The organism is Pseudomonas sp. PsB (genome assembly GCF_043658375.1).
Lineage (GTDB): Bacteria > Pseudomonadota > Gammaproteobacteria > Pseudomonadales > Pseudomonadaceae > Aquipseudomonas > Aquipseudomonas putida_Z.
This window is the reverse complement of sequence record NZ_JBIGLU010000015.1, coordinates 34,942-56,652: the sequence shown is the minus strand read 5'-3', so window position 1 is coordinate 56,652 and position 21,711 is coordinate 34,942. Positions and strand designations below refer to the sequence as shown.

The window sequence follows — 21,711 nt, the reverse complement described above, 5'->3', positions numbered from 1 at the left end:
CTCACGGATTGTTATGGAGCCGACCCACTTGTGGGTCGGCTTTTTTATTGACTGCGCACAAGGCAAACGCGCCAGGCAGAAACGAAAAGGCCTGCACTAAGGCAGGCCCGGGTGTGTCGCAATTACCTTACTGCAGTTCGGGCGGAATGCTCGAAACCATCGGTGCGCCACCCTGGTTTTCGGTCGGCACGGCAATTTCCACCGGCATGCCATCTTCCGCGGCCACCACGTCACGCACCATGTCCCAGTTCATGCGTAGGTTATTGGCCAGGTCTTCACGCTTGAGCAAGGCGTTGATAACAGCAGTGTGTTTATCGACCACCGACGGATTACCCTGGTCGTCCAGCGGCGTGTGCGCCTCCAGATAGACCTTGCCGCCACTGATACCAAACTTGTAGGGCTCGTTGATGATGCGCACCGGCGTACCCACCGGCACCATCTTCGACAGTTCCAGCACGTTGTTGTTGAGCATGCGGAAGCAACCGTGGCTGGTACGCATGCCAATGCCGAACTTCTTGTTCGAACCATGGATCAGGTAGCCCGGCACGCCGAGGGTGAACTTGAACGGCCCCAGCGGGTTGTCCGGGCCGGCCGGCACCACGCTCGGCAGGATGTCGCCGTCAGCCGCGTGCTCGGCACGGATCGACGCTGGCGGGGTCCAGGTCGGGTTCGGCGTCTTGGCGGTGATCTTGGTATTGGCGATCGGCGAACCCCAGCCTTCACGGCCAATGCCCAGCGGGAAGGTATGCACCACGTTCTGCCCTTTCGGGAAGTAGTACATGCGGTATTCGGCCAGGTTGATGACGATGCCCTCGCGCGGGCCCGGCGGCAGGATGTAGCGGGTCGGCAAGATGATCTCGGTACCGGCACCTGGCAGCCATGGGTCCACGCCCGGGTTGGCGGCGATCATTTCCAGGTAGCCGAGGTCGTTGGCAGTGCCGATATCGGCGAACGTGTCCTCGTACTTTGCCTTGATCACATGCACCTGGCCGATGATGTCTTCACCGGGTGGTGGCAGTGGCAGCTCCAGCGCAGCAGCGGGGCCTGCTACCAGCAGGGCGGCCAGGGACAGGCTACGGGTGACGGCAGGAAAGCGCGGCAACATCCGGTAAATCCTTCGAAAGGTGGGTCAAGAGAATCGATTGTACACCTGCGCCGATGCAAGCGGGAGGCATTGGCGCCATGCAAGCGTTCCAGATGATGAAAGGCGCGTGTTCAGGCGCCCTGCAGCTCCGGCCACACCGGGCGCATGCCGCGCCGCTGGGCATCGAGGATGGCGCGGCACAGGTCGCACAGGCGGCCGTCGCGGTAGATCGAGCGCGCCACCCCCGACCAGCGCGGTTGCGCCGGCAGCAGGCCACCGCACAGCGTGCGGTCGGCCGGTACGCCCAGCTCGAGCTGGCGGGCCACGAGGTGGACGCGGATTTCCTGGCAGGCGAACAGGTCGAGCTGCTCATCAGGCTCGATCAGTTGGTAGGCATACAAGGACCAGGCAGGGCGCGGCATCGGTGGCACTCGAAACGGGGGGCGCAACATTAGCCGAAAGCCGGCGCCGTTTAAAGCTTCACAGCAAGGGTTTTATCGCCGGCCAGGCATTTTCCAGCAGGCGCTGCTGGGCAGCCTGGGCCGGGTGAATGCCATCCGCCTGCATCAACTCAGGCACGCCCCCTACCCCCTCGAGGAAAAACGGCACCAGCGGCACCTGTTTTTCTGCCGCCAGATGTTCATACACCTGGGCGAAGGCGGTGGTGTAGCGCATGCCATAATTGGGTGGCAGGCGCATGCCCAGCAGCACCACCTTGGCACCGGCCTTGCGCGAACTTTCGATCATCGAGGCAAGATTTTGTTGCAATTGCGCTGGCGACTGCCCGCGCAAGCCATCGTTGCCACCCAGCTCCAGCACCACCAGGCTCGGCTTGTGCGCTGCAAGCAGCGCCGGCAGCCGCGCCTGGCCACCTGCACTGGTGTCGCCGCTGATCGATGCATTGACCACTTTGTCGTCGAAACCTTCGTCCCGCAGGCGGGTCTGCAACAGGGAGACCCAGCCCTGGCGGGTATCCAGGCCAAAACCGGCGCTGATACTATCGCCGACAACCAGCAGTGTTCCCGCCGCCGCGCTCTGGGCCAGGCAATACAGGGCCAGACCGGCACTCAACCACCACACTCGCATCGGATTCTCCATGGGCCCCAGCATTCTCGTTGCGCAGAACCTTAGCAAAGTGGTCCCCAGCGCGGAAGGTGACCTGACCATCCTGCACGCGCTGTCCCTCGACCTGGCCCAGGGCGACAGCCTGGCCATCGTCGGCGCCTCGGGCTCGGGCAAGTCGACCCTGCTCGGCCTGCTCGCCGGCCTCGACCAGCCCAGCGCCGGCAAGGTCATCCTCGCTGGCCACGACCTGGGGCCGCTGGATGAAGACCAGCGCGCGCGGGTGCGCGCCGAACATGTGGGCTTCGTGTTCCAGTCGTTCCAGCTGCTCGACAGCCTCAACGCCCTGGAAAACGTCATGCTGCCGCTGGAGCTGGATGGCCGCCGCGACGCCCGCGAACACGCGCGCACCCTGCTCGAGCGGGTCGGCCTGGGCAAGCGCCTGAGCCACACCCCGCGCCAGCTTTCGGGCGGCGAACAGCAACGGGTGGCCATTGCCCGTGCCTTCGCCGCGCAACCTGCAGTGCTGTTCGCCGACGAACCCACCGGCAACCTCGACAGCCACACCGGCGAGCGCATCAGCGACCTGTTGTTCGAACTGAACAAGGAACGCGGCACCACCCTGGTGCTGGTTACCCATGACGAACGCCTGGCCCGGCGCTGCCGCCGCCAGATCCGCCTGGATGCGGGCCGCCTGGTGGCCCCGGTGGAGGCCTGATGAACCACATGCCGCTGTCCCGCTTGTGCGGCCTGGCCCTGCGCCAGTTGCTGCGCGACATTCGCGCCAGCGAAGTGCGCGTGCTGTTCTTCGCCCTGCTGGTAGCGGTCGCGGCCAGCACTGCCATCGGCTATTTCGGTGCCCGCCTCAACGGCGCCATGCAACTGCGCGCCAGCGAGTTCCTCGGTGCCGACCTGGTACTGCAGGGCAGTGCCCCGGCCCGCGACCAGCAGATAGAAGCCGGCAAGGCGCTTGGCTTGCGCCACGCCCAGGTGGTCGAGTTCACCAGCGTGGTCGGCGGCGACAACGGTATCCAGCTGTCCAGCGTCAAGGCTGCCGATGGTGCCTACCCGTTGCGCGGGCAAGTGCGCAGTGCCGCGGAGCCCTATGCCGCAGAAACCCCGGGCGGCGGCCCGGCACCTGGCGAAGCATGGGTCGAGCCACGCCTGTTGGCGGCACTGGGGCTGAAGGTTGGCGACAGCATCGACGTGGGCATGAAGACGCTGCGCATGAGCCGCGTACTGACCTACGAACCGGACCGCGCCAACAACTTCTACAGCCTTACCCCACGGGTAATGATGAACCTGGCCGACCTGCAGGCCACCGGCGTGATCCAACCGGGAAGCCGGGTCACCTACCGCGACCTGTGGCGCGGCGATGCCGAAGCGTTGGCCCAGTACCGCGGGGCGTTGAAAAAGGACCTGGCCGCCAACCAGCGCCTGCGCGACACCCGCGATGGCAACCAGCAGGTCGGCGGCGCCTTGGGCAAGGCCGAGCGCTACCTGAACATGGCCAGCCTGGTGGCGGTGCTGCTGGCAGGCGTCGCCGTGGCCCTGTCGGCCAGCCGCTATGCCTTACGCCGCCTGGACGCCAGCGCCCTGCTGCGCTGCCTGGGTCTTTCGCGCCGCCAGGCACTGGTCCTGTACTGCCTGCAATTGGCCATGCTCGGCCTGGTCGCCGCGCTGGCCGGCGCACTGCTCGGCTGGCTGGCCCAACTGGGCCTGTTCCGCCTGCTGCATGGCCTGCTGCCAAGCGTGGTGCCTGCAGGCGGCATCGTCCCGGCCCTGGCCGGCATTGCTACCGGGCTGGTGGCCCTGGCCGGCTTCGCCCTGCCGCCAATCGCCGCCCTGGGCCAGGTACCGCCGCTGCGCGTGCTACGCCGCGACCTGCTGCCGATACCGCCCAGCAGCTGGCTGGTGTACGGCGCGGCCCTGTTCGCCCTGGGCCTGATCATGTGGCGCCTGAGCCTCGACCTGCTGCTCACCTTCGCCCTGCTCGGTGGCGGCATGGTCGCCGCGCTGCTGCTCGGTGGCCTGCTGCTGCTCGGTTTGCGCAGCCTGCGCCAATTGCTGGCCGGGGCACCACTGACCTGGCGCCTGGGGCTGGGCCAACTGCTGCGCCACCCCATGGCCGCTGCCGGCCAGGCCCTGGCCTTCGGCCTGATCCTGCTGGCCATGGCCCTGGTCGCGCTGCTGCGCGCGGAACTGCTCGACACCTGGCAAGCTCAGCTGCCCAAGGATGCCCCCAACCATTTCGCCCTGAACATCCTGCCGGATGACCGTGAGCCCTTCGCCCAACACCTGCAGCAGGTCAATGCCACCTCGGCACCGCTGTACCCGGTGACACCCGGCCGCCTGGTGCGCATCAACGAGCAACCGGTGCAGCAGGTGGTCAGCAAGGACTCGGCAGGCGAGCGCGCCGTGCAGCGCGACCTCAGCCTGACCTGGGCAGCCGAACTGCCCGAAGGCAATGCACTGACGGGCGGCAACTGGTGGCAGGCGTTGCCCGCCGAAGATGAAATCCCCGGTGTGTCGGTGGAGGCGGAACTGGCCAGCAGCCTGAAGCTGCAACTGGGCGACCTGCTGACCTTCGACATCGGCGGCCAGCAGCGGCAGGCCCGGGTCAGCAGCCTGCGCAGCGTGCACTGGGACAGCTTCCAGCCGAACTTCTACATGATCTTCCAGCCCGGCACGTTGCAGGGGCTGCCGACCACCTACCTGACCAGCTTCTATCTGGCACCGGGCCATGACCTGGATGTGGTGGCGCTGTCACGGGCATTTCCGGCGGTGACCATCCTGCAGGTGGACGCCTTGCTCGATCAGCTGCGCAGCATTCTCGCCCAGGTGACCCTGGCGGTGGAGTATGTGTTGCTGTTCGTGCTGGCAGCCGGGTTGGCGGTGCTGTTCGCTGGCTTGCAGGCAACGCTGGACGAGCGCATCCGCCAGGGCGCCTTGCTGCGCGCGCTGGGCGCGGCGCGGCCATTACTGGTCAAAGCGCGGCGGATCGAGTTCGGCTTGCTGGGTGCGGCCAGCGGCTTGCTGGCGGCGGTCGGGTGCGAGCTGATTACCCTGGTGCTGTACCGCTATGCCTTCGACCTGCAATGGAGCCCGCATGTGTGGTTGCTGCTGTTGCCGCTGGCAGGGGCGTTGCTGGTAGGTGGTGCGGGGGTGCTGGGAACGCGGCGGGCGTTGAATGCCAGCCCGTTGGCGGTTTTACGCGAGAGTTGATGACAGCCCGTGCTGGCCTCTTCGCGGGCGCGCCCGCTCCCACAGGTTCACCACAGTACTTGAAACCTGTGTCGGCCCCCTGGGAGCGGGCAAGCCCGCGAAGAGGCCCGCACAGGCAACATCAGATCACTGCCCGTAGCTGATGCTGTTCACATACCAGGTCGCTTCACCGGTAGGTGTGTGCACCACCACCTCATCACCCTCCTCCTTCTTCAGCAAGGCACGAGCCATGGGCGAGTCGATCGAGATGTAGTCATTGCGCCCATAGATCTCGTCATACCCGACAATGCGAAACTTCATGGTCTCGCCCTCGTCGTTCTCGATCTCCACCCAGGCACCGAAAAACACCTTGCCCTCCTGCTGCGGCGAGTAGGCCACCACCTTCACATCTTCAAGACGCTTGCGCAGGTAACGCACCCGGCGGTCGATCTCGCGCAGCAGCTTCTTGTTGTACTGGTAGTCGGCATTCTCGCTGCGGTCGCCCAGCGATGCCGCCCAGGTAACCTTCTGGGTAATCTCCGGGCGGTATACCCGCCACAGGTGGTCCAGTTCTTTCTTCAGCGCCTCATGGCCTTCCGTGGTGATGATGTTGGTACTCAACAGCGCGCTCCTCAGCGGCGGGTAATCAGGCCCTGGCGCGCAATGCGGGTGATGTGGCCGATGATTTCGGCGGCCTCGTCCGGCGCCGGGGCCTGGATCACGGCCAGGTCGAAACGGTCATTGCCATACTGTGCGAGGTGGCAGCCGGTATCGGCGAACTGGATCAGAAATGCACGCGCCTGGCCCTTGCGCCGGGACAGGCCTTCAAGGTGACGTAAAAGAGTGGGTTGATGCTGGCCGCCGAGCAGGATGCGCGGTGTGCGGGACGCCTGGCTGGCAGGCAAGGGACTCAAACAGACACTGGTACGTGGGCAACTCATGGAGCTTCTCTCCGCCTCGCGAATCCCGCTGGGCAGCGGTGGGAGGCGTCACCGAACCAGCGCTTTAGCGGTATTTCGGATGACCCGGAGAGGGGCTTTCCTGCGCCCCGCAAGTAGCTGTTTAAATCGGCGCAGACGGTATGCTAGAGCTACAAGCGGCAAGATACAAGCCTCAAGCCGAAAGTGATCGGCCTGAGGCTTGTATCTTGGCATTTGCGGTGGATCAGCGGGCGATCAGGCGGTCCAGCGAGAAGCGGCCAGCGCCTTCGATCAGTACCGCGACGGTGCCAGCCAGCAGGGCCAGGCCGAACTCATAGCCGTTGTTGGACATGAACAGACCGTTGCCGATATGCACCGAGAGGATCGCCACCACCAGGGTTACCGCCAGCACCAGGGCCGCCGGGCGGGCCAGCAGGCCGATCACCAGGGCCAGGCCGCCGAAGAACTCGGCACTACCAGACAACAGGGCCATCAGGTAACCCGGGGCCAGGCCGATGCTCTCCATCCACTGGCCGGTGCCTTCCAGACCATAGCCACCGAACATGCCGAACAGTTTTTGCGCGCCATGCGCAATGAAGATGATGCCGACCAGGATACGGATGACGCTCAGGCCTGCGCCGGCGCGGGTGGAGAACAGAGCGTTGAGGGTAGCGTTATTCATGTCGAAGACTCCTTGAAGCGGGGAAGTTGTGTTGGGATGGGCGCCATCATAATCGATTCGATAGATATGAAAATCGCAAAAAACCCAACATAACAATCGACAAAATCGATTTATCAGCGTTTAGCCACACGCTCCAGCGCGGCACGCTCCCGGTTGAACGCTACAAAGTACTTGTTGACGCTATTGACGAAGTTGACTGGCCCCATGCCCACCTGCTCCATGGCGATACGTTCGGTCTGGAAGAACCACTGGTCGCCATTCAGCCCGCGCCGCCGCGCTTCGGCGCGCATGGCCTGGACGCGCTCGGGGCCCAGGTTGTAGGCCGCCAGCACGAAGGCCATGCGCTCGCGCTCGTTGATCTTGGCGCTGGCAAAGAACTTGCGCCGGATCAGCGCCAGGTAACGGGCGCTGGCCTGGACATTACCATCCACCGTGGCGGTGTTGCTCACCCCCACGCGCTGCGCCGCCGAAGGAGTGATCTGCATCAGGCCATGGGCCCCACCGGTGCCGCGCGCTGCCGGGTTGAGCGTCGACTCCTTGAAGGCCAGCGCGGCCAGGTTGAGCCAGTCGATCTGCTGCGCCTCACCGTGTTTCTGCAGCACCGGCCGCAGCGCGGTCAGACGCTGGCGATTCTTGCTGGCCAACGGGTCGTGCACCCGGTACTGGCGGCGGTAGATGCGCTCGAACGCGGCGTCCTGGTTGTCCGGCGCGCGGTAGCCCTGCAGAAAGCGATCGACCGTGGCCTGCAACTGCGGCGCATCGGGCCTCACATACCAACGCATGGCTTGCGGCGCCCCCAGTTTTACGCGACTGTCCAGGCGCAGGCGCGGCATCACCCGGGCCCAGCGCCGGGCGATCGGCTGCTCGACCACGGTCAGGTGATAGATGCCGGCCTGGACCATTTCCAGCACATCCTCCACCGCCAGGGTCGAGTCGACCCACTCCACCTTGATCGGCGCGCGCTTGCGCAGCGCCAGCTGCTGGTTGACCTGCTGGATCAACGGGCCGGCGGCACTGGCGCTGGTCAGGGCCACGGTACGCCCGGACAACTGCTCGACATGGCTGAAGCTGCGTTCGCCCTTGCGCCCCACCAGCAGCAGCGGCACCTGCTCGAGCACCGGCGCGCTGCTGCTGACCCCGCGCACTACGGCGGGGTCGAGCAGTTCACCCGGCGCGGCCAGGTCACCCTCGCCACGGGCCAAAGCGCCGAGCAATTGCTCCTTGGCCCGCGGGATCAGCTTGAGCTGGATCTCCTGGCCGTCGGCGGCGCGGGCATTGAGGTAATGCTCCAGGGCACGCAAGCGATAGTACTCGATGCCGACCGGCTCGCCCTTGACCTCACCGGAGCTGTTGCGGCTCTGGTTGACCAGCACCCGCAGCACCTGGCTGGTGCGAATCTGCTGCAGGTCACGGACCTTGGCCGGCGCGATGTTCTGCTGCGGTCCCGGCACGCGCGCGTGGGCAGGCCCGGTCAAGGTCAGCCCAAGCGTCAGCAGGAAAATGAGCCAGCATCGCTGCATGCGAAAACGTGTCCGTGGTCGGTGGGCGGCATCCATGGGGTTGCACCGCCAAGAGAGAAATGACGGCAAAAGACCACGGCAACAGCATGAAGTTCTTGGTTTTTTCAGAAAAACACGGTTTTTGCTATGCTGGCCGCCCCGCGGCACGAGATAGCACCATGCAACTGATCGATATCGGCGTCAACCTGACCAACAGCAGTTTCCACGACCAGCAGGCGGCAATCGTCGAGCGCGCCCTTGAGGCCGGGGTCACGCAGATGGTGCTGACGGGCACCAGCCTGGCGGTCAGCGAACAGGCGCTGGAGCTGTGCCAGCAACTGGATGCGAGCGGCGCGCACCTGTTCGCCACGGCAGGCGTACACCCTCATGATGCCAAAACCTGGGATGCCGGCAGCGAGCGCCAGTTGCGCCAGTTGCTGAATGAAACACGCGTGCGCGCCGTGGGCGAATGCGGCCTGGACTTCAACCGCGACTTCTCCCCTCGCCCGCTGCAGGAAAAAGCCCTGGAGGCACAGTTGGCACTGGCTGCCGAGCTGCGTCTGCCGGTGTTCCTGCACGAACGCGACGCCAGCGAACGCCTGCTGGCGATCCTCAAGGATTACCGCGACCACCTGACCGGCGCAGTGGTGCACTGCTTTACCGGCGAGCGCGACGCGCTGTTCGCCTACCTGGACATGGACCTGCACATCGGCATTACCGGCTGGATCTGCGACGAACGCCGTGGCACCCACCTGCATCCGCTGGTGGGCAACATTGCCGAGGGGCGGCTGATGCTGGAGAGCGATGCGCCTTACCTGCTGCCGCGCAGCCTGCGGCCCAAGCCGAAGAACGGGCGCAACGAACCAGCGTTCCTGCCGGAGGTGTTGCGTGAAGTGGCCTTGCACCGGGGCGAGTCGACCGAACATACGGCGGCGCATACCACGGCAACGGCGCGGGCGTTTTTCCGACTCCCCTGAACCCGTCGCGTTCTCCTGTAGGAGCGGCCTTGTGTCGCGAAAGGGCCGCAACGCGGCCCCGGCAATCTATGCGGCGAAGCTGAAAACCTGGGGGCGCTTCGCACCCCTATCGCGACACAACGCCGCTCAAAAGCGCGTCAGAACTTGCGGCAGAATTTTCTTGATGCACATCAAGAAAGGCCCTGGCTTGCGCAGGCACAATGATGGCACCTTGCCAATATTGTTCCCGCTCAACTCAGAGAAGACCTGCCCATGGGTGCCTGGCTTAGCAATGTTTCCCTGAAGTACAAGTTCTGGGCCGTCAACGCGGTGGCCTTTGTCACGACCTTGCTGTTGGTGCTCTATGCCGTGCATCTGGAGCAACGCGCCCGCGCCGAGGCCGCGCAGGCCCAGGCGGCCGCGCAGGCCCAATTGCTGGCTGCCTGGCCGGCCGGCCAGCAGCTGCCCCGCCCGGCCAACGTCATCAGCTGGTCAGCCGGGCAAACGCCCACCTTCGCCGGTGAACCCCTCGAGGCCCTGCGCAATGCCCAAGGCTGGGTCGAACTGCCCGCCGCCCGGCTCTTGGGCAACAACCCGCTACAGGGCGCGCAGGTGCTGCGCAACGGCGATCAGCAAATGGCCGTGCTGGCCCAGTCGCCCAGCCTGCGCCAGGTGTTCCTCGACCGCTTCAGCAACTACGCGGTATGCGTGCTGATCCTGATGCTGGCCATGCTCGGCGCCTCGCAGCTGCTGATCCGCTTCCTGCTCAGCCAGCTCAACACGCTCAAGGATGTGATGCTGCACGTGGAAAAAACCGGCGACCTGTCGGCCCGCGTGCCGCTGGCCTGTGGCGACGAGGTCGGCCAGATGGCCGGGGCCTTCAATGCCATGCAGGCGACCTACCACCGCGTGGTCAGTACCGTCGCCCACACCGCAGCGCAACTGGACTCCGGTGCCGCGCGCCTGGCTGCGAGCATGAGCGACGTGCGCCACGGCATGCTCGGCCAACAGAGCGAGACCGACCAGGCCGCTACCGCCATCAACGAAATGTCGGCGACGGTGCACCACATCGCCCAGCACGCCGGCGCCACCCGTGACCTGTCACAAACCGCCGACACCCTGGCCGGTAGCGGCCAGGAGGTGGTCAGCCGGGTGCAGGACTCGATTTCCGGGCTGTCCAGCGGCGTTCAGCAAACTGCCGAGATGATTCGCCAGCTGGCCGAAGACAGCCAGAAGATCAATGGCGTGGTCAGTGTGATCCACAGCATCGCCGAGCAGACCAACCTGCTGGCGCTCAATGCCGCCATCGAAGCAGCGCGCGCCGGCGACCTGGGCCGCGGCTTTGCCGTGGTGGCCGATGAAGTGCGCAACCTGGCCAAGCGCGTGCAAAACTCCACCGACGAGATCACCACCATGGTCTCGGCCCTGCAGTCGGGCACCCGCGATGCAGTGGATTTCATGCAGGAAAGCTCGTACAAGGCCGACGACTGCGTCAGGCAGGCCCAGGAGGCCGGCGAAGCACTGGCCGAGATTACCGGTGCCGTGGCGCAGATGCGCGAAAGCAACACCCAGATTGCCGTGGCAGCCGAGCAGCAAAGCCAGGTGGCCGAGGAAATGAACCGCGCCGTGGTGAGTATTCGCGATGTCACCGAACAGACCGTGCAACAGACCGTGGGCTCGGCGACCACCAGCAGCGAACTGGCAACCCTGGCCGGTGAACTGAACAAGGCCATTGGCCAGCTCAAGCTATAGTCACCATAGCCAGCCTCGATTGGCCCTCGCCTGGGGGGGCGCACTAAGCTTTGGGCATGACCGAGAGGAAATGCCCATGAGCAAACGCCTGCCCAACCTGCCCGCCTGGCAATGGCGCGGCTACCACCACAACCACCGCCACCCGACCAACCTGGTGCTGCACCTGATCGCCGTGCCGTTGTTCATCCTTGGCGCGTTGCTGATTCTGTCCGGCCTGTTCGGCCTGGATCTGGGCCAGATTGCCGTTGGCATCATTGCCTTGATCGCCGGCCTGGGCCTGCAGCGCCAGGGCCATCGCCTGGAAGCCGAGCAACCCGAGCCCTTCGCCAACCGCAAGGATGCCGTGCAACGCCTGCTGACCGAGCAGTTCATCACCTTTCCGCGCTTCTTGCTGAGTGGGGCCTGGTGGAAGGCTTGGCGGGAACGACACAAGCATCGGCGCTGATGCCATTGGGGCTGCTCTGCAGCCCAATCGCGACGCAAGGCCGCTCCCACAAGAACCGCGCATGTCCTGAAATTTACGCGATCCCTGTGGGAGATTGCCCAGCGCTTTGGGCTGCGCTGTCGCACAGGGAACAATGTTCGAGAGCGAGCCACAATCCCTTGTGGGAGCGGGCATGCCCGCGAACACCGGCGGAGCCGGTGCCATACACCGCGTTGGCCGTTTCGCGGGCACGCCCGCTCCCACAGGGGCCCTGCTAAATCAATGATTTATGTGTTGTTCCATGAGAGCGGCCTTGTGTCGCCATTGGAGCGCAACGCGCTCCCGGGTTCGGTCAGGCAAACACGGTAACCGTCTGCCGGCTCAAGGCCAGCAACTCACCCTGCGCCGTCCTCAACGCGGCGGCGGCATGCCCGTAACCATCCCGCGCATGCTCGGTTTCCACGCAATAACGGCACCAGTCCAGGGTCGACAGCTGCGCCGTGGGCTGCATGAATTCGATGGTCCAGGTCAACGTACTGCCGGCGGCCGGCTGCTTGAGAAACGGCATCAGGCTCGGTGGCCAGGCATCGACCAACGCCAGCAGGTGCGCCTCGTTGACCGGTTCTTCGGCCACCCCGCGCAAACGTACCCAGCCGCCCATCTGGCGCGACTGATTGCCACTGAACGGCAACCCACCCACCGCCCAGCGCAAGGCCACATGCTGCATGAACTCCGGGGTAACGCCTTTGATATGGGGCAACTCGGGGGCTGCGTCTTCGAGCGCTTTCATTTCCGTTGCCGGCAACGCCGGCACATCGACCACCGATGGCCGCCCCGCACCGAAATTGCCCTGCACCAGGGTCACCACCTGGCCGTCTTGAACGGCACGGCCCAGCAAGGTGCTGACTGCCTTGCCTTCACGCAGCACCTCCACGTCGAAGCGGATTGGCACATCCGCCGCGGCCGGCGCCACAAAGCTGATGGCCAGCGAACGCACGGGGCGGTCATCGGAGATTTTCTGGCGCATGGCTTCATACACCATGGCCGCCATCAGCCCACCAAAGGCGGCGCGACCCTGGGCCCAGCTTGGCGGGACGCTCACCGCTTCGGGGTTGGCCCGCACGGCGTCGAGCAGTTGGTTGAAATTCATTGGCCGGCTCCTGCCTGCAGCGAAAAAGGTCTGTCCATCCTAGCCAGCAACCCCCTGTCGATCAGCCCGCATATCGGTCATTTTTCGGGCTTTCGCCGCGCCAGCGCCTGCTGCAGTGCATCCAGCGTCACATCCGAATGGCGCTCGGCCTCGTGCAACTCCTGCTCCCAGGCGGCCTTGCACGGTGCCAGGTCGGCATGGTCGCGCGCCTGCAGCAGCCATTGCAGGCGATCATGCCAGTCACCCAGGTCGCCCTGGGCCTGCTTCAGCAAGCGCCGCAACTGCTTGCCCGCATGGTCGAGCTGCGGGTATGCCTCATCACCGTAGCGCGCACGCTTGATCAGCAAACGCAGGCGATGGCGATCGTGGGCCGGGTCCTGCAGCGCTTTGTGCAACTTGCGCCACTGTTTGACCAGGCGTTTGTCGATACGCTTTTCCAACGCCTTGACCAGGCCCTCGCGGCCAGCTGCACGCAGGAACAGCGGAAACGCGTCGACAATCGCCAGCACCCGGGTCAGCTGCGGGCTGGCGGCAACACTGGCGAAGGTCCTGCCACGCCCTTCCAGGCGCCGCTGCCCGGCCTCGGCAAAACCACGCCCGATCAGTTCGGCCGCCAGCACCTCACGGTCACGCAACGGAGTGGTCAGTGTACCCAACGACTTGGCGGCGTCCTCCAGTTGCTCCACCCCCGGCAGCCCACGCAGCGGCCGTAGCAGGCTGCGCAGGCGCCGCAGGGTGGTGCGCAGGTCATGCAAGGCCTCACTGTCGGTATCGGCAGCCAGGCGCTCGCGGCAGGCCAGCAGGCGCACCTGCAAGGCCACTATCTGGGCAACCACATGATCGAGCATGGCAGACATCGAAAGACGCTCCTTGGTCAGCGCCCGGCGCGAGACTCACGAATATAGAAACGGGCCTTTTCGGCTTTTCTGGTACAGCTTTCATAACCTTCGAACTGCTGCTGGGTCTTGGCCCCGGTCAGCAACGACAAGGCCTTGGAGTAGCTCACGGCACCGGCAAAGCCTTCGGCCTTGGCCAGGTCCAGTTCCTTCCAGGCGGCATCCAGTTGGGTCGCGCAACTCTCGCGGTAGGCCGTCTTGCCCGCGCAGCCAGCAAGGGCCAAGGCGATCAAGGGAAGGCAGATCCAGGCTTTCATCGGTAATACCTCAAAAGAAAAAACGTTGGCTTTTTGACGCCTCGGCAGCTGAAAAGTGCCATGCCCAGCCCGCTTGGCCCAGCCAGTTTTATTACAGTAGCTCAGCGCGATGCACATTGAAGCACAGGTGGCGATGGGTGCATTGTAGGACCATGGTTGCACTGGCCGGGGAATGTTCATGAGCAAACGCGTGGCACTGGTACTGGGATCCGGCGGAGCCCGGGGGTATGCACATATCGGGGTGATCGAGGAAATCGAGCGCCGTGGCTACGACATTGCCTGCATCGCCGGCTGCTCCATGGGCGCGGTGATCGGCGGCATCTATGCCGCCGGCAAGCTGGAAGACTACCGCAACTGGATCGAGAGCCTCGACTACCTGGATGTGTTGCGCCTGGTCGATGTCAGCTTTCGCCTTGGCGCAATTCGCGGCGACAAGGTGTTCGGGCAAATCCGCAAGATCGTCGGCGAGATCAACATCGAGCAATTGCGCATCCCCTACACGGCGGTTGCAGCCGACCTCACCAACCAGCAGGAAATCTGGTTCCAGGAGGGCTGCCTGCACCAGGCCATGCGCGCCTCGGCGGCCATCCCCAGCCTGTTCACCCCGGTGATGCAAGGCAACCGCATGCTGGTCGACGGCGGCATCCTCAACCCGCTGCCGATCGTGCCGGTGGTGTCCAGCCACTGCGACCTGATCATCGCGGTCAACCTCAACGCCACCAACCAGAAGCAGTACCAGTTACCGGTGATCGAACGCCCGGCGGCGTTCAAGATGCGGTTCGATGCCCTGCTCAGTTCGCTGGGCTCGCGCTTGCCGTTCCGGCGCAAGCCGGCGGAGGAGCTGATCCGCATCGAGCAGGAAATCGTCGCCGAAGGGCTTGCGCCGCCAAACCCATGGCTGGCCGATGCCGCCAACCCGGAAGGCCAGCAACCGGCGGCGGCGCCGGAGCGCGAAGGCGCACCGAAGTCGGCGACCGGCTCGTTCATCATCGACAACGTGGGGCCCGCTTCGCTGCTGGACTTGATCAACCAGAGCTTCGAGGTCATGCAGACCTCGTTGGCGCAGTACAAGATCGCCGGCTATCCGCCGGATGTACTGATCAACGTGCCCAAACGGGTATGCCGGTTTTTCGAGTTCTACAAGGCGCCGGAGCTGATTGCCCTGGGGCGGGAGATTGCGCGGGATACGCTGGATATCCATGAAGGGGTGAAACGCTAGACCCTGCGCTGCTGGTGCCGGCCTCTTCGCGGGTAAACCCGCTCCACAGGTTCACCACAGTACTTGAAACCTGTGTTGGACCTGTGGGAGCGGGTTTACCCGCGAAGAGGCCGGCACAGACAACAGAAACGAAACAGGCCGCACTGGGCGGCCTGTTCGTTCATGCATCCATCACCTTAGTAACGGGTGATGTCCGCCTTGGCTTCCAGCTGCTTGCGGTACGCCGCGAAGTCTTGCTGGCCAGCACGCGACGCGAGGTAGCGGCGGATCTGCTGCTTCTCTTCGTCGGTGGCAGTAGCGCCTTCGTTGACACCCTTGAGCTGCAGTACCACCAGGCTACCGTCACGCAGCACGACGCTGCCATAAACCGGCTTGTCCTTGGCTTGTGGCTTGCCCAGGCGGAACAGTGCCTGCAGCTCGGCCGGGTCGATACCGTCCTCGCCGCGGGTAACTGCTTCATAGGCCTTCCAGCCCTGCCCTTCGTGCACACTGCCCGCTGCGATGGAACCGTCACGCAGGCCGGCAATCAGCTTGTCAGCCTTGGCCTTGAGCTCGGCAGTCGCCTTCTCCTTGGCCAGGTGCTCGCTGATGTTCTTGGCCACGGCTTCCAGCGGCAGCTGCTCAGGCTTGCGGTGCTCCTTGACGCGCAGTACCACGGTGGTTTCCGGGTCGAGCTCGATGGCGGTGCTGTTGGCACCCTCCTCCAGCACTTCTTCGGAGAATGCGGCCTGCACGACCGAACGGTTGGCAGTGATGCCTTCACCACCCTCGCGGCCGAAGGCTGCGGAGGTTTGCACCTTCAGGTTCAGGTCCTGGGCCGGCTGGGCTAGGTCGGAAGCCTCGTAGGCGGCATCCTGCAGCTGCTTGCTGGCATCTACGTAACGCTGCTCGACCAGCGGGATCTTCAGGTCACGGGTCAGCTTGTCCTTCAGGCTGGCGAAGCTCGGCACTTCCGGTGCCTGTACGCCCAGCAGCTTGATCAGGTGGTAGCCGAACTCGGTGCGCACCGGCGCCGAGACCTGGCCATCCTGCAACTTGTACAGTGCATCTTCGAACGCCGGGTCGTAAACGCCCGGGCCAGCGAAGCCAAGGTCACCGCCGCTGTTGGCCGAACCCGGGTCCTGGGAGAACTCCTTGGCCAGCGCGGCAAAGTCTTCACCCTTGGCCAGACGCTGCTCGATCTCGTCGGCGCGGGCCTTGGCCTGGGCGTCGGTGACCTTGTCGTTGACCTCGATGAGGATGTGCGCGGCATGGCGCTGCTCGGCGAGGTTGGCGATTTCCTTCTCGTACTGGGCCTTGAGCTCTTCGTCGGTCACCTTGACCTGGTCGAAGAACACCGACTTCTTCAGCTCGATGTAGTCGATCACCACCTGGTCCGGCGACATGAACTCCTTGGCGTGCTGGTCGTAGTGCGCCTTGATCTCTTCATCGCTGACCTTGACCGCGGCCGGGTCGGCCTTGAAGGTCAGGGAAGCGAAGTCACGGGTCTGCTTCTCGAGGCGGGCAAAGGCATCGACCTGCTGGTCGGTGACGAAGCTGCTGCCGGCCAGGCCGGTGCGCAGCTGGCCGATGAGCATTTCCTCGGCGAGCATGTCGCGGAACTGCATGCGGCCATAGCCCATCTGGCGAATGACCTGGTCAAAACGGTCGGCACTGAACTTGCCGTCCACCTGGAATTCCGGCGTCTGCAGGATCACTTGATCCAGCGCGGCCTCGGAGAAGGCGAATTTGGCATCTTCGGCGCCTTGCAGCAGCAGCTTGCGGCTGATCAGGCCTTTCAGTGCCTCTTCACGCAGCAATTTGTCGTCCAGCAGCGCCGGGTCGAAATCCTTGCCCAACTGTTGCATCAGCTGACGGCGCTGCATGTCGGCCGCCTGGCTCAGCTCGTTCTGGCTGATGGTCTGGCCGTTCACCTTGGCGGCGTCCTGGCTATGTGTGGCGGCCTGGAAAATGGCTTCGAAGCCGGTCAACGCCATCAACACGACGATAAGGCCGATGATGGTCTTGGCAATCCAACCTTGTGAATTGTCCCTGATATTTTGCAGCATGCGTCCCCCAGAAACGGCTGTACCACTGCGTCGACAACCGCGGAGCGTGGGTAGAAACCTGATATAAAGAAAGGCGCATCCGAGGATGCGCCTTTTCTTAGCAAACGTGTCAGGCGGGAACGTTTGCGCCCCGCCATCACCGTGCTCGGACCTGGCCAGGCCGGGTCCGGCTGAAAGAGACGACTTAGTTGACGGCGTCTTTCAGGCCTTTGCCAGCCTTGAAGCCTGGAACCTTGGCGGCAGCGATCTTGATCGCGTTACCGGTTTGCGGGTTGCGGCCGGTGCGCTCTGCACGCTCCTTGACCGAGAAGGTACCGAAACCAACCAGTACCACATCGTCACCTTGCTTCAGGGCGCCGGTGACGGATTCGATGACTGCGTCCAGCGCACGGCCGGCTACAGCTTTCGGGATGTCAGCAGATGCGGCGATAGCGTCAATCAGTTCCGACTTGTTCACTCTAAGTCCCCTTATTTCTCTATTGAGTTTGTTTCTAAGTATGTAATGAAAAGCTTATGAAACGTGCGCTGGGTGGCCTGATGACAATAGCGTGCCGCTTTATAGCAAGGCCCCGAAAAAACTGTCAAGGAAAGCCCCCCAGCCAAAAACTACTAGTGCGTGCTAATTCTTTCCTTAGCATCGCCGTCGCGCTTTTCATCTTTCGCGACAATCTCCGGAGCCACATCTGGCAAGGGCTCCGGGGCGTATTGCAGCGCAATTTGCAGGACTTCGTCAATCCATTTGACCGGTTTGATCTGCAGATCCTGTTTGATATTTTCCGGAATCTCCTTCAGATCGCGAACATTCTCCTCGGGAATGATCACCGTCTTGATCCCGCCACGGTGTGCCGCCAGCAGTTTTTCCTTCAACCCGCCAATGGCCAGCACCTGGCCACGCAGGGTGATTTCGCCGGTCATGGCCACATCGGCACGTACCGGAATCTGCGTCAGCGCCGACACCAGCGCGGTGCACATGCCGATACCGGCACTCGGGCCGTCCTTCGGCGTGGCGCCTTCCGGCATGTGGATATGCACGTCGTGCTTCTCGTGGAAGTCGGCGGCGATACCCAGGCTGCGGGCACGGCTGCGCACCACGGTCTGCGCGGCGGTGATCGACTCGACCATGACGTCGCCGAGCGAGCCGGTCTTGATCAGCTGGCCCTTGCCGGGGATGACCACGGCTTCGATGGTCAGCAGTTCGCCGCCCACCTGGGTCCAGGCCAGGCCGGTAACCTGGCCTATCTGGTCCTGCTGCTCGGCCAGGCCGTAGCGGAACTTGCGCACGCCCAGCAGGTGTTCCAGCTGCTCGCTGGCCACCTTGACCTTGACCTGCTTCTGCCCGGTATGTTCCTTGACCACCTTGCGGCAGACCTTGGCGATTTGCCGCTCCAGGCCACGCACACCGGCTTCGCGGGTGTAGAAGCGGATGATGTCGCGGATCGCCGAGACGTCAACTTCCAGCTCGTCCTTCTTCAAGCCGTTGGCCTTGACCTGCTTGGGCACCAGGTACTTGACCGCGATGTTGATCTTCTCGTCCTCGGTGTAGCCCGGCAGGCGGATGACTTCCATCCGGTCGAGCAGCGCCGGCGGGATGTTCATCGAGTTCGAGGTGCACAGGAACATCACGTCCGAGAGGTCGTAGTCGACCTCCAGGTAGTGGTCGTTGAAGTTGTGGTTCTGCTCCGGGTCGAGCACTTCGAGCAGTGCCGAGGCCGGGTCGCCACGCATGTCGCTGCCCATCTTGTCGATTTCGTCCAGCAGGAACAGCGGGTTGCGCACCCCTACCTTGGTCATCTTCTGGATCAGGCGGCCAGGCATGGAACCGATGTAGGTACGGCGGTGACCACGGATCTCGGCCTCGTCACGCACACCACCCAGGGCCATGCGCACGAACTTGCGGTTGGTCGCAGCGGCGATCGACTCGGCCAGCGAGGTCTTGCCGACGCCGGGCGGGCCGACCAGGCACAGTACCGGGCCGCGGATCTTCTTGACGCGCTTTTGCACGGCAAGGTACTCGAGGATGCGTTCCTTGACCTCCTCCAGGCCGTAGTGGTCGGCATCGAGGATTTCCTCGGCCTTGGCCAGGTCCAGGCGCACCTTGCTCTGGGCCTTCCACGGCACCTGCACCAGCCAGTCGAGGTAGGACCGGACCACGGTGGCCTCGGCCGACATCGGCGACATCTGTTTGAGCTTGTTCAGCTCGGCCTGGGCCTTGGCCAGTGCGTCCTTGGGCAGGCCAGCGGCTTCGATGCGCTTTTTCAGCTCTTCGACTTCGTTGTGGCCTTCGTCGCCATCGCCGAGCTCTTTCTGAATGGCCTTCATCTGCTCATTCAGGTAGTACTCGCGCTGGCTGCGCTCCATCTGCTTCTTGACCCGACCGCGAATGCGCTTTTCGACCTGCAGCAGGTCGATTTCGGCATCCAGCAGCGCCAGTACGTGCTCGACACGGGTCGGCAGGTCGACAATTTCGAGAATTTCCTGTTTCTGCTCGATCTTCAAGGCCATGTGTGCGGCCATGGTATCGACCAGGCGCCCTGGCTCTTCGATGCTGTTCAGCGACGACAGCACTTCGGCAGGGACTTTCTTGCCCAGCTGCACGTACTGCTCGAACTGCGACAGCAGCGTGCGCACGAACACTTCTGACTCGCGCTCGGCGGCGTCGACTTCGTCGATCAGGGAAACTTCGGCACGGATGTGCCCTTCTACTTCGCTGAAACGCTCCACGGCGCCGCGCTGCTCGCCCTCGACCAGCACCTTGACGGTGCCATCGGGCAGTTTCAACAATTGCAGCACGGTGGCAACGGTACCGACGCGGTACAGGGCGTCTTCGCCCGGATCATCGTCGGCCGGGTTTTTCTGGGCCAGCAGGAGGATCTGCTTTTCGCCCGTCATCGCCGCCTCAAGGGCTTCGATGGACTTTTCGCGCCCCACGAACAGCGGGATGACCATGTGCGGGTAAACAACGACATCGCGCAATGGCAAAAGAGGCAAGTCGAGGGTGGTCTTCATGATTTCGCCTCTACAGCGGCCTTATGGCCGGAAACCGGTGGAAATGATGCTTGGACCTAATGTGGGGGCACGCTTGGGAAATTACAAGCGCTAGCGCAGGAAAAGCAGAAAGGGGCCCGTAGGCCCCTTCTTGCTTGCAACCGTCAACCGGCCATTGCCTGGATCAGGCGTCCGGTGCGGCCTTGGCTTGCGGCTCGCTGTTCTCGTAGATCATCAGCGGCTGCGAGGTGCCATCGATGACGCTCTCGTCGATCACCACCTTGCTGACATCCTTCTTCGAAGGAATCTCGTACATGGTGTCGAGCAGCACGCCTTCGAGGATCGAACGCAGGCCACGGGCGCCGGTCTTGCGCTCCAGGGCCTTGCGCGCCACGGCCTTGAGCGCATCGCTGCGGAACTCGAGGTCGACGCTTTCCATCTCGAACAGCTTGGCATACTGCTTGGTCAGGGCGTTCTTCGGCTCGGTGAGGATCTGCATCAGCGCAGCCTCGTCCAGCTCGTCGAGGGTTGCCAGTACCGGCAAGCGGCCGACGAATTCCGGGATCAGGCCAAACTTGACCAGATCGTCCGGCTCGACCTCACGCAGGGACTCGCCAACCTTCTTGCCCTCTTCCTTGCTGCGTACTTCGGCGCCAAAACCGATGCCACCCTTGGTGGAGCGGTTCTGGATGACCTTTTCCAGGCCCGAGAAGGCGCCACCGCAGATGAACAGGATGTTGCGGGTATCGACCTGCAGGAATTCCTGTTGCGGGTGCTTGCGGCCGCCTTGCGGCGGAACCGAGGCCACGGTGCCTTCGATCAGCTTCAGCAGTGCCTGTTGCACGCCCTCGCCCGAGACGTCACGGGTGATGGACGGGTTGTCCGACTTGCGCGAAATCTTGTCGATCTCGTCGATGTAGACAATGCCCATCTGGGCCTTTTCCACGTCGTAGTCGCACTTCTGCAACAGCTTCTGGATGATGTTCTCGACGTCCTCACCCACGTAACCGGCTTCGGTCAGGGTGGTGGCGTCAGCAATGGTGAACGGTACGTTCAACAGGCGTGCAAGGGTTTCGGCGAGCAGGGTCTTGCCCGAGCCGGTTGGCCCGATGAGCAGGATGTTGCTCTTGCCGAGTTCGACTTCGTCACCCTTCTTGTCACGCTGGTTCAGGCGCTTGTAGTGGTTGTACACCGCTACGGCAAGCACCTTCTTCGCGCGTTCCTGACCAATGACGTACTGGTCCAGGATACCGCTGATTTCTTTCGGCGAAGGCAATTTGTGCGCGCTGCTCTCGGCCTGGGCTTCCTGCACCTCCTCACGGATGATGTCGTTGCACAGGTCGACGCACTCGTCGCAGATAAATACCGAGGGCCCGGCAATCAGTTTGCGCACTTCGTGCTGGCTTTTGCCGCAGAAGGAGCAATAAAGCAATTTGCCGCTGTCCTCGCCGTTACGGGTGTCAGTCATTCGATCGATCCAATCCGGTAGGCTTGCAACACAAGATGAAGGCAATTGCGGGCTTTTTCAAGTCCGCAGGTAGGCGCTTTCGGCGCCCACCTGCTCTGGCACCCC

The 21,711-nt window shown here is 63.7% G+C and carries 20 protein-coding genes; 6 read left to right on the top strand and 14 right to left on the bottom strand.

From position 1 onward, the window contains the following. Positions 1 to 127: 127 nt before the first annotated feature. The 3 genes from ACGLHT_RS18195 to ACGLHT_RS18185 form a co-directional block, all read right to left on the bottom strand. Positions 128 to 1,105 (bottom strand): L,D-transpeptidase family protein, encoded by a 978-nt coding sequence (locus tag ACGLHT_RS18195; protein WP_003259779.1) that lies wholly within the window; start codon positions 1,103 to 1,105, stop codon positions 128 to 130. Positions 1,106 to 1,215: 110 nt separating this feature from the next. After that, on the bottom strand, positions 1,216 to 1,506 hold the full coding sequence (locus ACGLHT_RS18190; protein WP_025338431.1) for a hypothetical protein: 291 nt from the start codon (positions 1,504 to 1,506) through the stop codon (positions 1,216 to 1,218). A gap of 58 nt (positions 1,507 to 1,564) precedes the next feature. Then, positions 1,565 to 2,170 (bottom strand): arylesterase, encoded by a 606-nt coding sequence (locus tag ACGLHT_RS18185; RefSeq protein ID WP_274120478.1) that lies wholly within the window; start codon positions 2,168 to 2,170, stop codon positions 1,565 to 1,567. Positions 2,171 to 2,180: 10 nt separating this feature from the next. Between ACGLHT_RS18185 and ACGLHT_RS18180 the strand changes: the two genes are divergently transcribed. Together ACGLHT_RS18180 and ACGLHT_RS18175 are read left to right on the top strand one after the other, a co-directional pair. After that, positions 2,181 to 2,864 (top strand): ABC transporter ATP-binding protein, encoded by a 684-nt coding sequence (locus tag ACGLHT_RS18180; RefSeq protein WP_016714756.1) that lies wholly within the window; start codon positions 2,181 to 2,183, stop codon positions 2,862 to 2,864. Continuing rightward, a complete protein-coding gene (locus ACGLHT_RS18175; protein WP_274120477.1) occupies positions 2,864 to 5,371 on the top strand; it encodes an ABC transporter permease in 2,508 nt (835 codons plus the stop codon). Before ACGLHT_RS18180 ends, ACGLHT_RS18175 begins: the two co-directional genes overlap by 1 nt. 126 nt (positions 5,372 to 5,497) lie before the next feature. On the opposite strand, the gene greB is transcribed toward ACGLHT_RS18175, so the two are convergent. The 4 genes from greB to ACGLHT_RS18155 all read right to left on the bottom strand — a co-directional run bounded on the left by greB (position 5,498) and on the right by ACGLHT_RS18155 (position 8,472). Beyond that, a complete protein-coding gene (greB, locus tag ACGLHT_RS18170; protein WP_013971895.1) occupies positions 5,498 to 5,971 on the bottom strand; it encodes a transcription elongation factor GreB in 474 nt (157 codons plus the stop codon). Positions 5,972 to 5,982: 11 nt separating this feature from the next. Then, complete coding sequence (locus ACGLHT_RS18165; protein WP_063914015.1) at positions 5,983 to 6,291, bottom strand: hypothetical protein; 309 nt, start codon at positions 6,289 to 6,291, stop codon at positions 5,983 to 5,985. 223 nt (positions 6,292 to 6,514) lie between these two features. Beyond that, positions 6,515 to 6,952, bottom strand: a complete 438-nt coding sequence (locus ACGLHT_RS18160; RefSeq protein ID WP_015269705.1) for a DoxX family protein — start codon at positions 6,950 to 6,952, stop codon at positions 6,515 to 6,517. A 113-nt stretch (positions 6,953 to 7,065) separates the two neighbouring features. Next, positions 7,066 to 8,472: a transglycosylase SLT domain-containing protein gene (locus ACGLHT_RS18155; RefSeq protein ID WP_137163464.1), complete on the bottom strand. Its 1,407-nt coding sequence runs from the start codon at positions 8,470 to 8,472 to the stop codon at positions 7,066 to 7,068. Positions 8,473 to 8,630: 158 nt separating this feature from the next. Between ACGLHT_RS18155 and ACGLHT_RS18150 the strand changes: the two genes are divergently transcribed. The 3 genes from ACGLHT_RS18150 (at position 8,631) to ACGLHT_RS18140 (ending at position 11,604) form a co-directional block, all read left to right on the top strand. After that, positions 8,631 to 9,428, top strand: a complete 798-nt coding sequence (locus ACGLHT_RS18150; protein WP_137163463.1) for a TatD family hydrolase — start codon at positions 8,631 to 8,633, stop codon at positions 9,426 to 9,428. Positions 9,429 to 9,680: 252 nt separating this feature from the next. Next, positions 9,681 to 11,159 (top strand): methyl-accepting chemotaxis protein, encoded by a 1,479-nt coding sequence (locus tag ACGLHT_RS18145; RefSeq protein WP_137163462.1) that lies wholly within the window; start codon positions 9,681 to 9,683, stop codon positions 11,157 to 11,159. A 76-nt stretch (positions 11,160 to 11,235) separates the two neighbouring features. Next, positions 11,236 to 11,604, top strand: a complete 369-nt coding sequence (locus tag ACGLHT_RS18140) for an Mpo1-like protein (RefSeq protein ID WP_038409214.1) — start codon at positions 11,236 to 11,238, stop codon at positions 11,602 to 11,604. A gap of 331 nt (positions 11,605 to 11,935) precedes the next feature. On the opposite strand, the gene ACGLHT_RS18135 is transcribed toward ACGLHT_RS18140, so the two are convergent. The 3 genes from ACGLHT_RS18135 to ACGLHT_RS18125 form a co-directional block, all read right to left on the bottom strand. Further along, on the bottom strand, positions 11,936 to 12,733 hold the full coding sequence (locus tag ACGLHT_RS18135) for an acyl-CoA thioesterase II (protein ID WP_085592892.1): 798 nt from the start codon (positions 12,731 to 12,733) through the stop codon (positions 11,936 to 11,938). 77 nt (positions 12,734 to 12,810) lie between these two features. Beyond that, positions 12,811 to 13,590 carry a CHAD domain-containing protein gene (locus ACGLHT_RS18130; protein WP_137163461.1) on the bottom strand — a complete coding sequence of 260 codons (780 nt, stop codon included), beginning with the start codon at positions 13,588 to 13,590 and terminating at the stop codon, positions 12,811 to 12,813. Between the two features lie 17 nt (positions 13,591 to 13,607). Further along, entirely contained in the window at positions 13,608 to 13,886 is a 279-nt protein-coding gene (locus tag ACGLHT_RS18125; RefSeq protein WP_003259403.1) for a hypothetical protein, read from the bottom strand. A 178-nt stretch (positions 13,887 to 14,064) separates the two neighbouring features. On the opposite strand from ACGLHT_RS18125, the gene ACGLHT_RS18120 reads away from it, so the two are divergent. After that, the gene (locus ACGLHT_RS18120) at positions 14,065 to 15,105 is read left to right on the top strand and encodes a patatin-like phospholipase family protein (RefSeq protein WP_024086621.1); all 1,041 of its coding nucleotides are present in this window, start codon (positions 14,065 to 14,067) and stop codon (positions 15,103 to 15,105) included. A gap of 176 nt (positions 15,106 to 15,281) precedes the next feature. Here ACGLHT_RS18120 and ACGLHT_RS18115 read toward each other — a convergent pair whose 3' ends face one another. From ACGLHT_RS18115 to clpX, 4 genes are all read right to left on the bottom strand, one after another. Continuing rightward, the gene (locus ACGLHT_RS18115; protein ID WP_025338420.1) at positions 15,282 to 17,153 is read right to left on the bottom strand and encodes a SurA N-terminal domain-containing protein; all 1,872 of its coding nucleotides are present in this window, start codon (positions 17,151 to 17,153) and stop codon (positions 15,282 to 15,284) included. Between the two features lie 184 nt (positions 17,154 to 17,337). After that, entirely contained in the window at positions 17,338 to 17,610 is a 273-nt protein-coding gene (locus tag ACGLHT_RS18110; protein WP_003259401.1) for an HU family DNA-binding protein, read from the bottom strand. A gap of 152 nt (positions 17,611 to 17,762) precedes the next feature. Then, positions 17,763 to 20,159: an endopeptidase La gene (lon, locus tag ACGLHT_RS18105; protein ID WP_015269697.1), complete on the bottom strand. Its 2,397-nt coding sequence runs from the start codon at positions 20,157 to 20,159 to the stop codon at positions 17,763 to 17,765. Between the two features lie 163 nt (positions 20,160 to 20,322). Continuing rightward, entirely contained in the window at positions 20,323 to 21,606 is a 1,284-nt protein-coding gene (gene clpX, locus ACGLHT_RS18100; RefSeq protein WP_025338419.1) for an ATP-dependent Clp protease ATP-binding subunit ClpX, read from the bottom strand. Positions 21,607 to 21,711 lie beyond the last annotated feature (105 nt).

Coding starts and splice junctions, on each gene's coding strand:
- ACGLHT_RS18195 (WP_003259779.1), bottom strand. CDS start 1,105: ATGTTGCCGCGCTTTCCTGCCGTCACCCGTAGCCTGTCCCTGGCCGCC.
- ACGLHT_RS18190 (WP_025338431.1), bottom strand. CDS start 1,506: ATGCCGCGCCCTGCCTGGTCCTTGTATGCCTACCAACTGATCGAGCCT.
- ACGLHT_RS18185 (WP_274120478.1), bottom strand. CDS start 2,170: ATGCGAGTGTGGTGGTTGAGTGCCGGTCTGGCCCTGTATTGCCTGGCC.
- ACGLHT_RS18180 (WP_016714756.1), top strand. CDS start 2,181: ATGGGCCCCAGCATTCTCGTTGCGCAGAACCTTAGCAAAGTGGTCCCC.
- ACGLHT_RS18175 (WP_274120477.1), top strand. CDS start 2,864: ATGAACCACATGCCGCTGTCCCGCTTGTGCGGCCTGGCCCTGCGCCAG.
- ACGLHT_RS18165 (WP_063914015.1), bottom strand. CDS start 6,291: ATGAGTTGCCCACGTACCAGTGTCTGTTTGAGTCCCTTGCCTGCCAGC.
- ACGLHT_RS18160 (WP_015269705.1), bottom strand. CDS start 6,952: ATGAATAACGCTACCCTCAACGCTCTGTTCTCCACCCGCGCCGGCGCA.
- ACGLHT_RS18155 (WP_137163464.1), bottom strand. CDS start 8,472: ATGCAGCGATGCTGGCTCATTTTCCTGCTGACGCTTGGGCTGACCTTG.
- ACGLHT_RS18150 (WP_137163463.1), top strand. CDS start 8,631: ATGCAACTGATCGATATCGGCGTCAACCTGACCAACAGCAGTTTCCAC.
- ACGLHT_RS18145 (WP_137163462.1), top strand. CDS start 9,681: ATGGGTGCCTGGCTTAGCAATGTTTCCCTGAAGTACAAGTTCTGGGCC.
- ACGLHT_RS18140 (WP_038409214.1), top strand. CDS start 11,236: ATGAGCAAACGCCTGCCCAACCTGCCCGCCTGGCAATGGCGCGGCTAC.
- ACGLHT_RS18135 (WP_085592892.1), bottom strand. CDS start 12,733: ATGAATTTCAACCAACTGCTCGACGCCGTGCGGGCCAACCCCGAAGCG.
- ACGLHT_RS18130 (WP_137163461.1), bottom strand. CDS start 13,590: ATGTCTGCCATGCTCGATCATGTGGTTGCCCAGATAGTGGCCTTGCAG.
- ACGLHT_RS18125 (WP_003259403.1), bottom strand. CDS start 13,886: ATGAAAGCCTGGATCTGCCTTCCCTTGATCGCCTTGGCCCTTGCTGGC.
- ACGLHT_RS18120 (WP_024086621.1), top strand. CDS start 14,065: ATGAGCAAACGCGTGGCACTGGTACTGGGATCCGGCGGAGCCCGGGGG.
- ACGLHT_RS18115 (WP_025338420.1), bottom strand. CDS start 17,153: ATGCTGCAAAATATCAGGGACAATTCACAAGGTTGGATTGCCAAGACC.
- lon (WP_015269697.1), bottom strand. CDS start 20,159: ATGAAGACCACCCTCGACTTGCCTCTTTTGCCATTGCGCGATGTCGTT.
- clpX (WP_025338419.1), bottom strand. CDS start 21,606: ATGACTGACACCCGTAACGGCGAGGACAGCGGCAAATTGCTTTATTGC.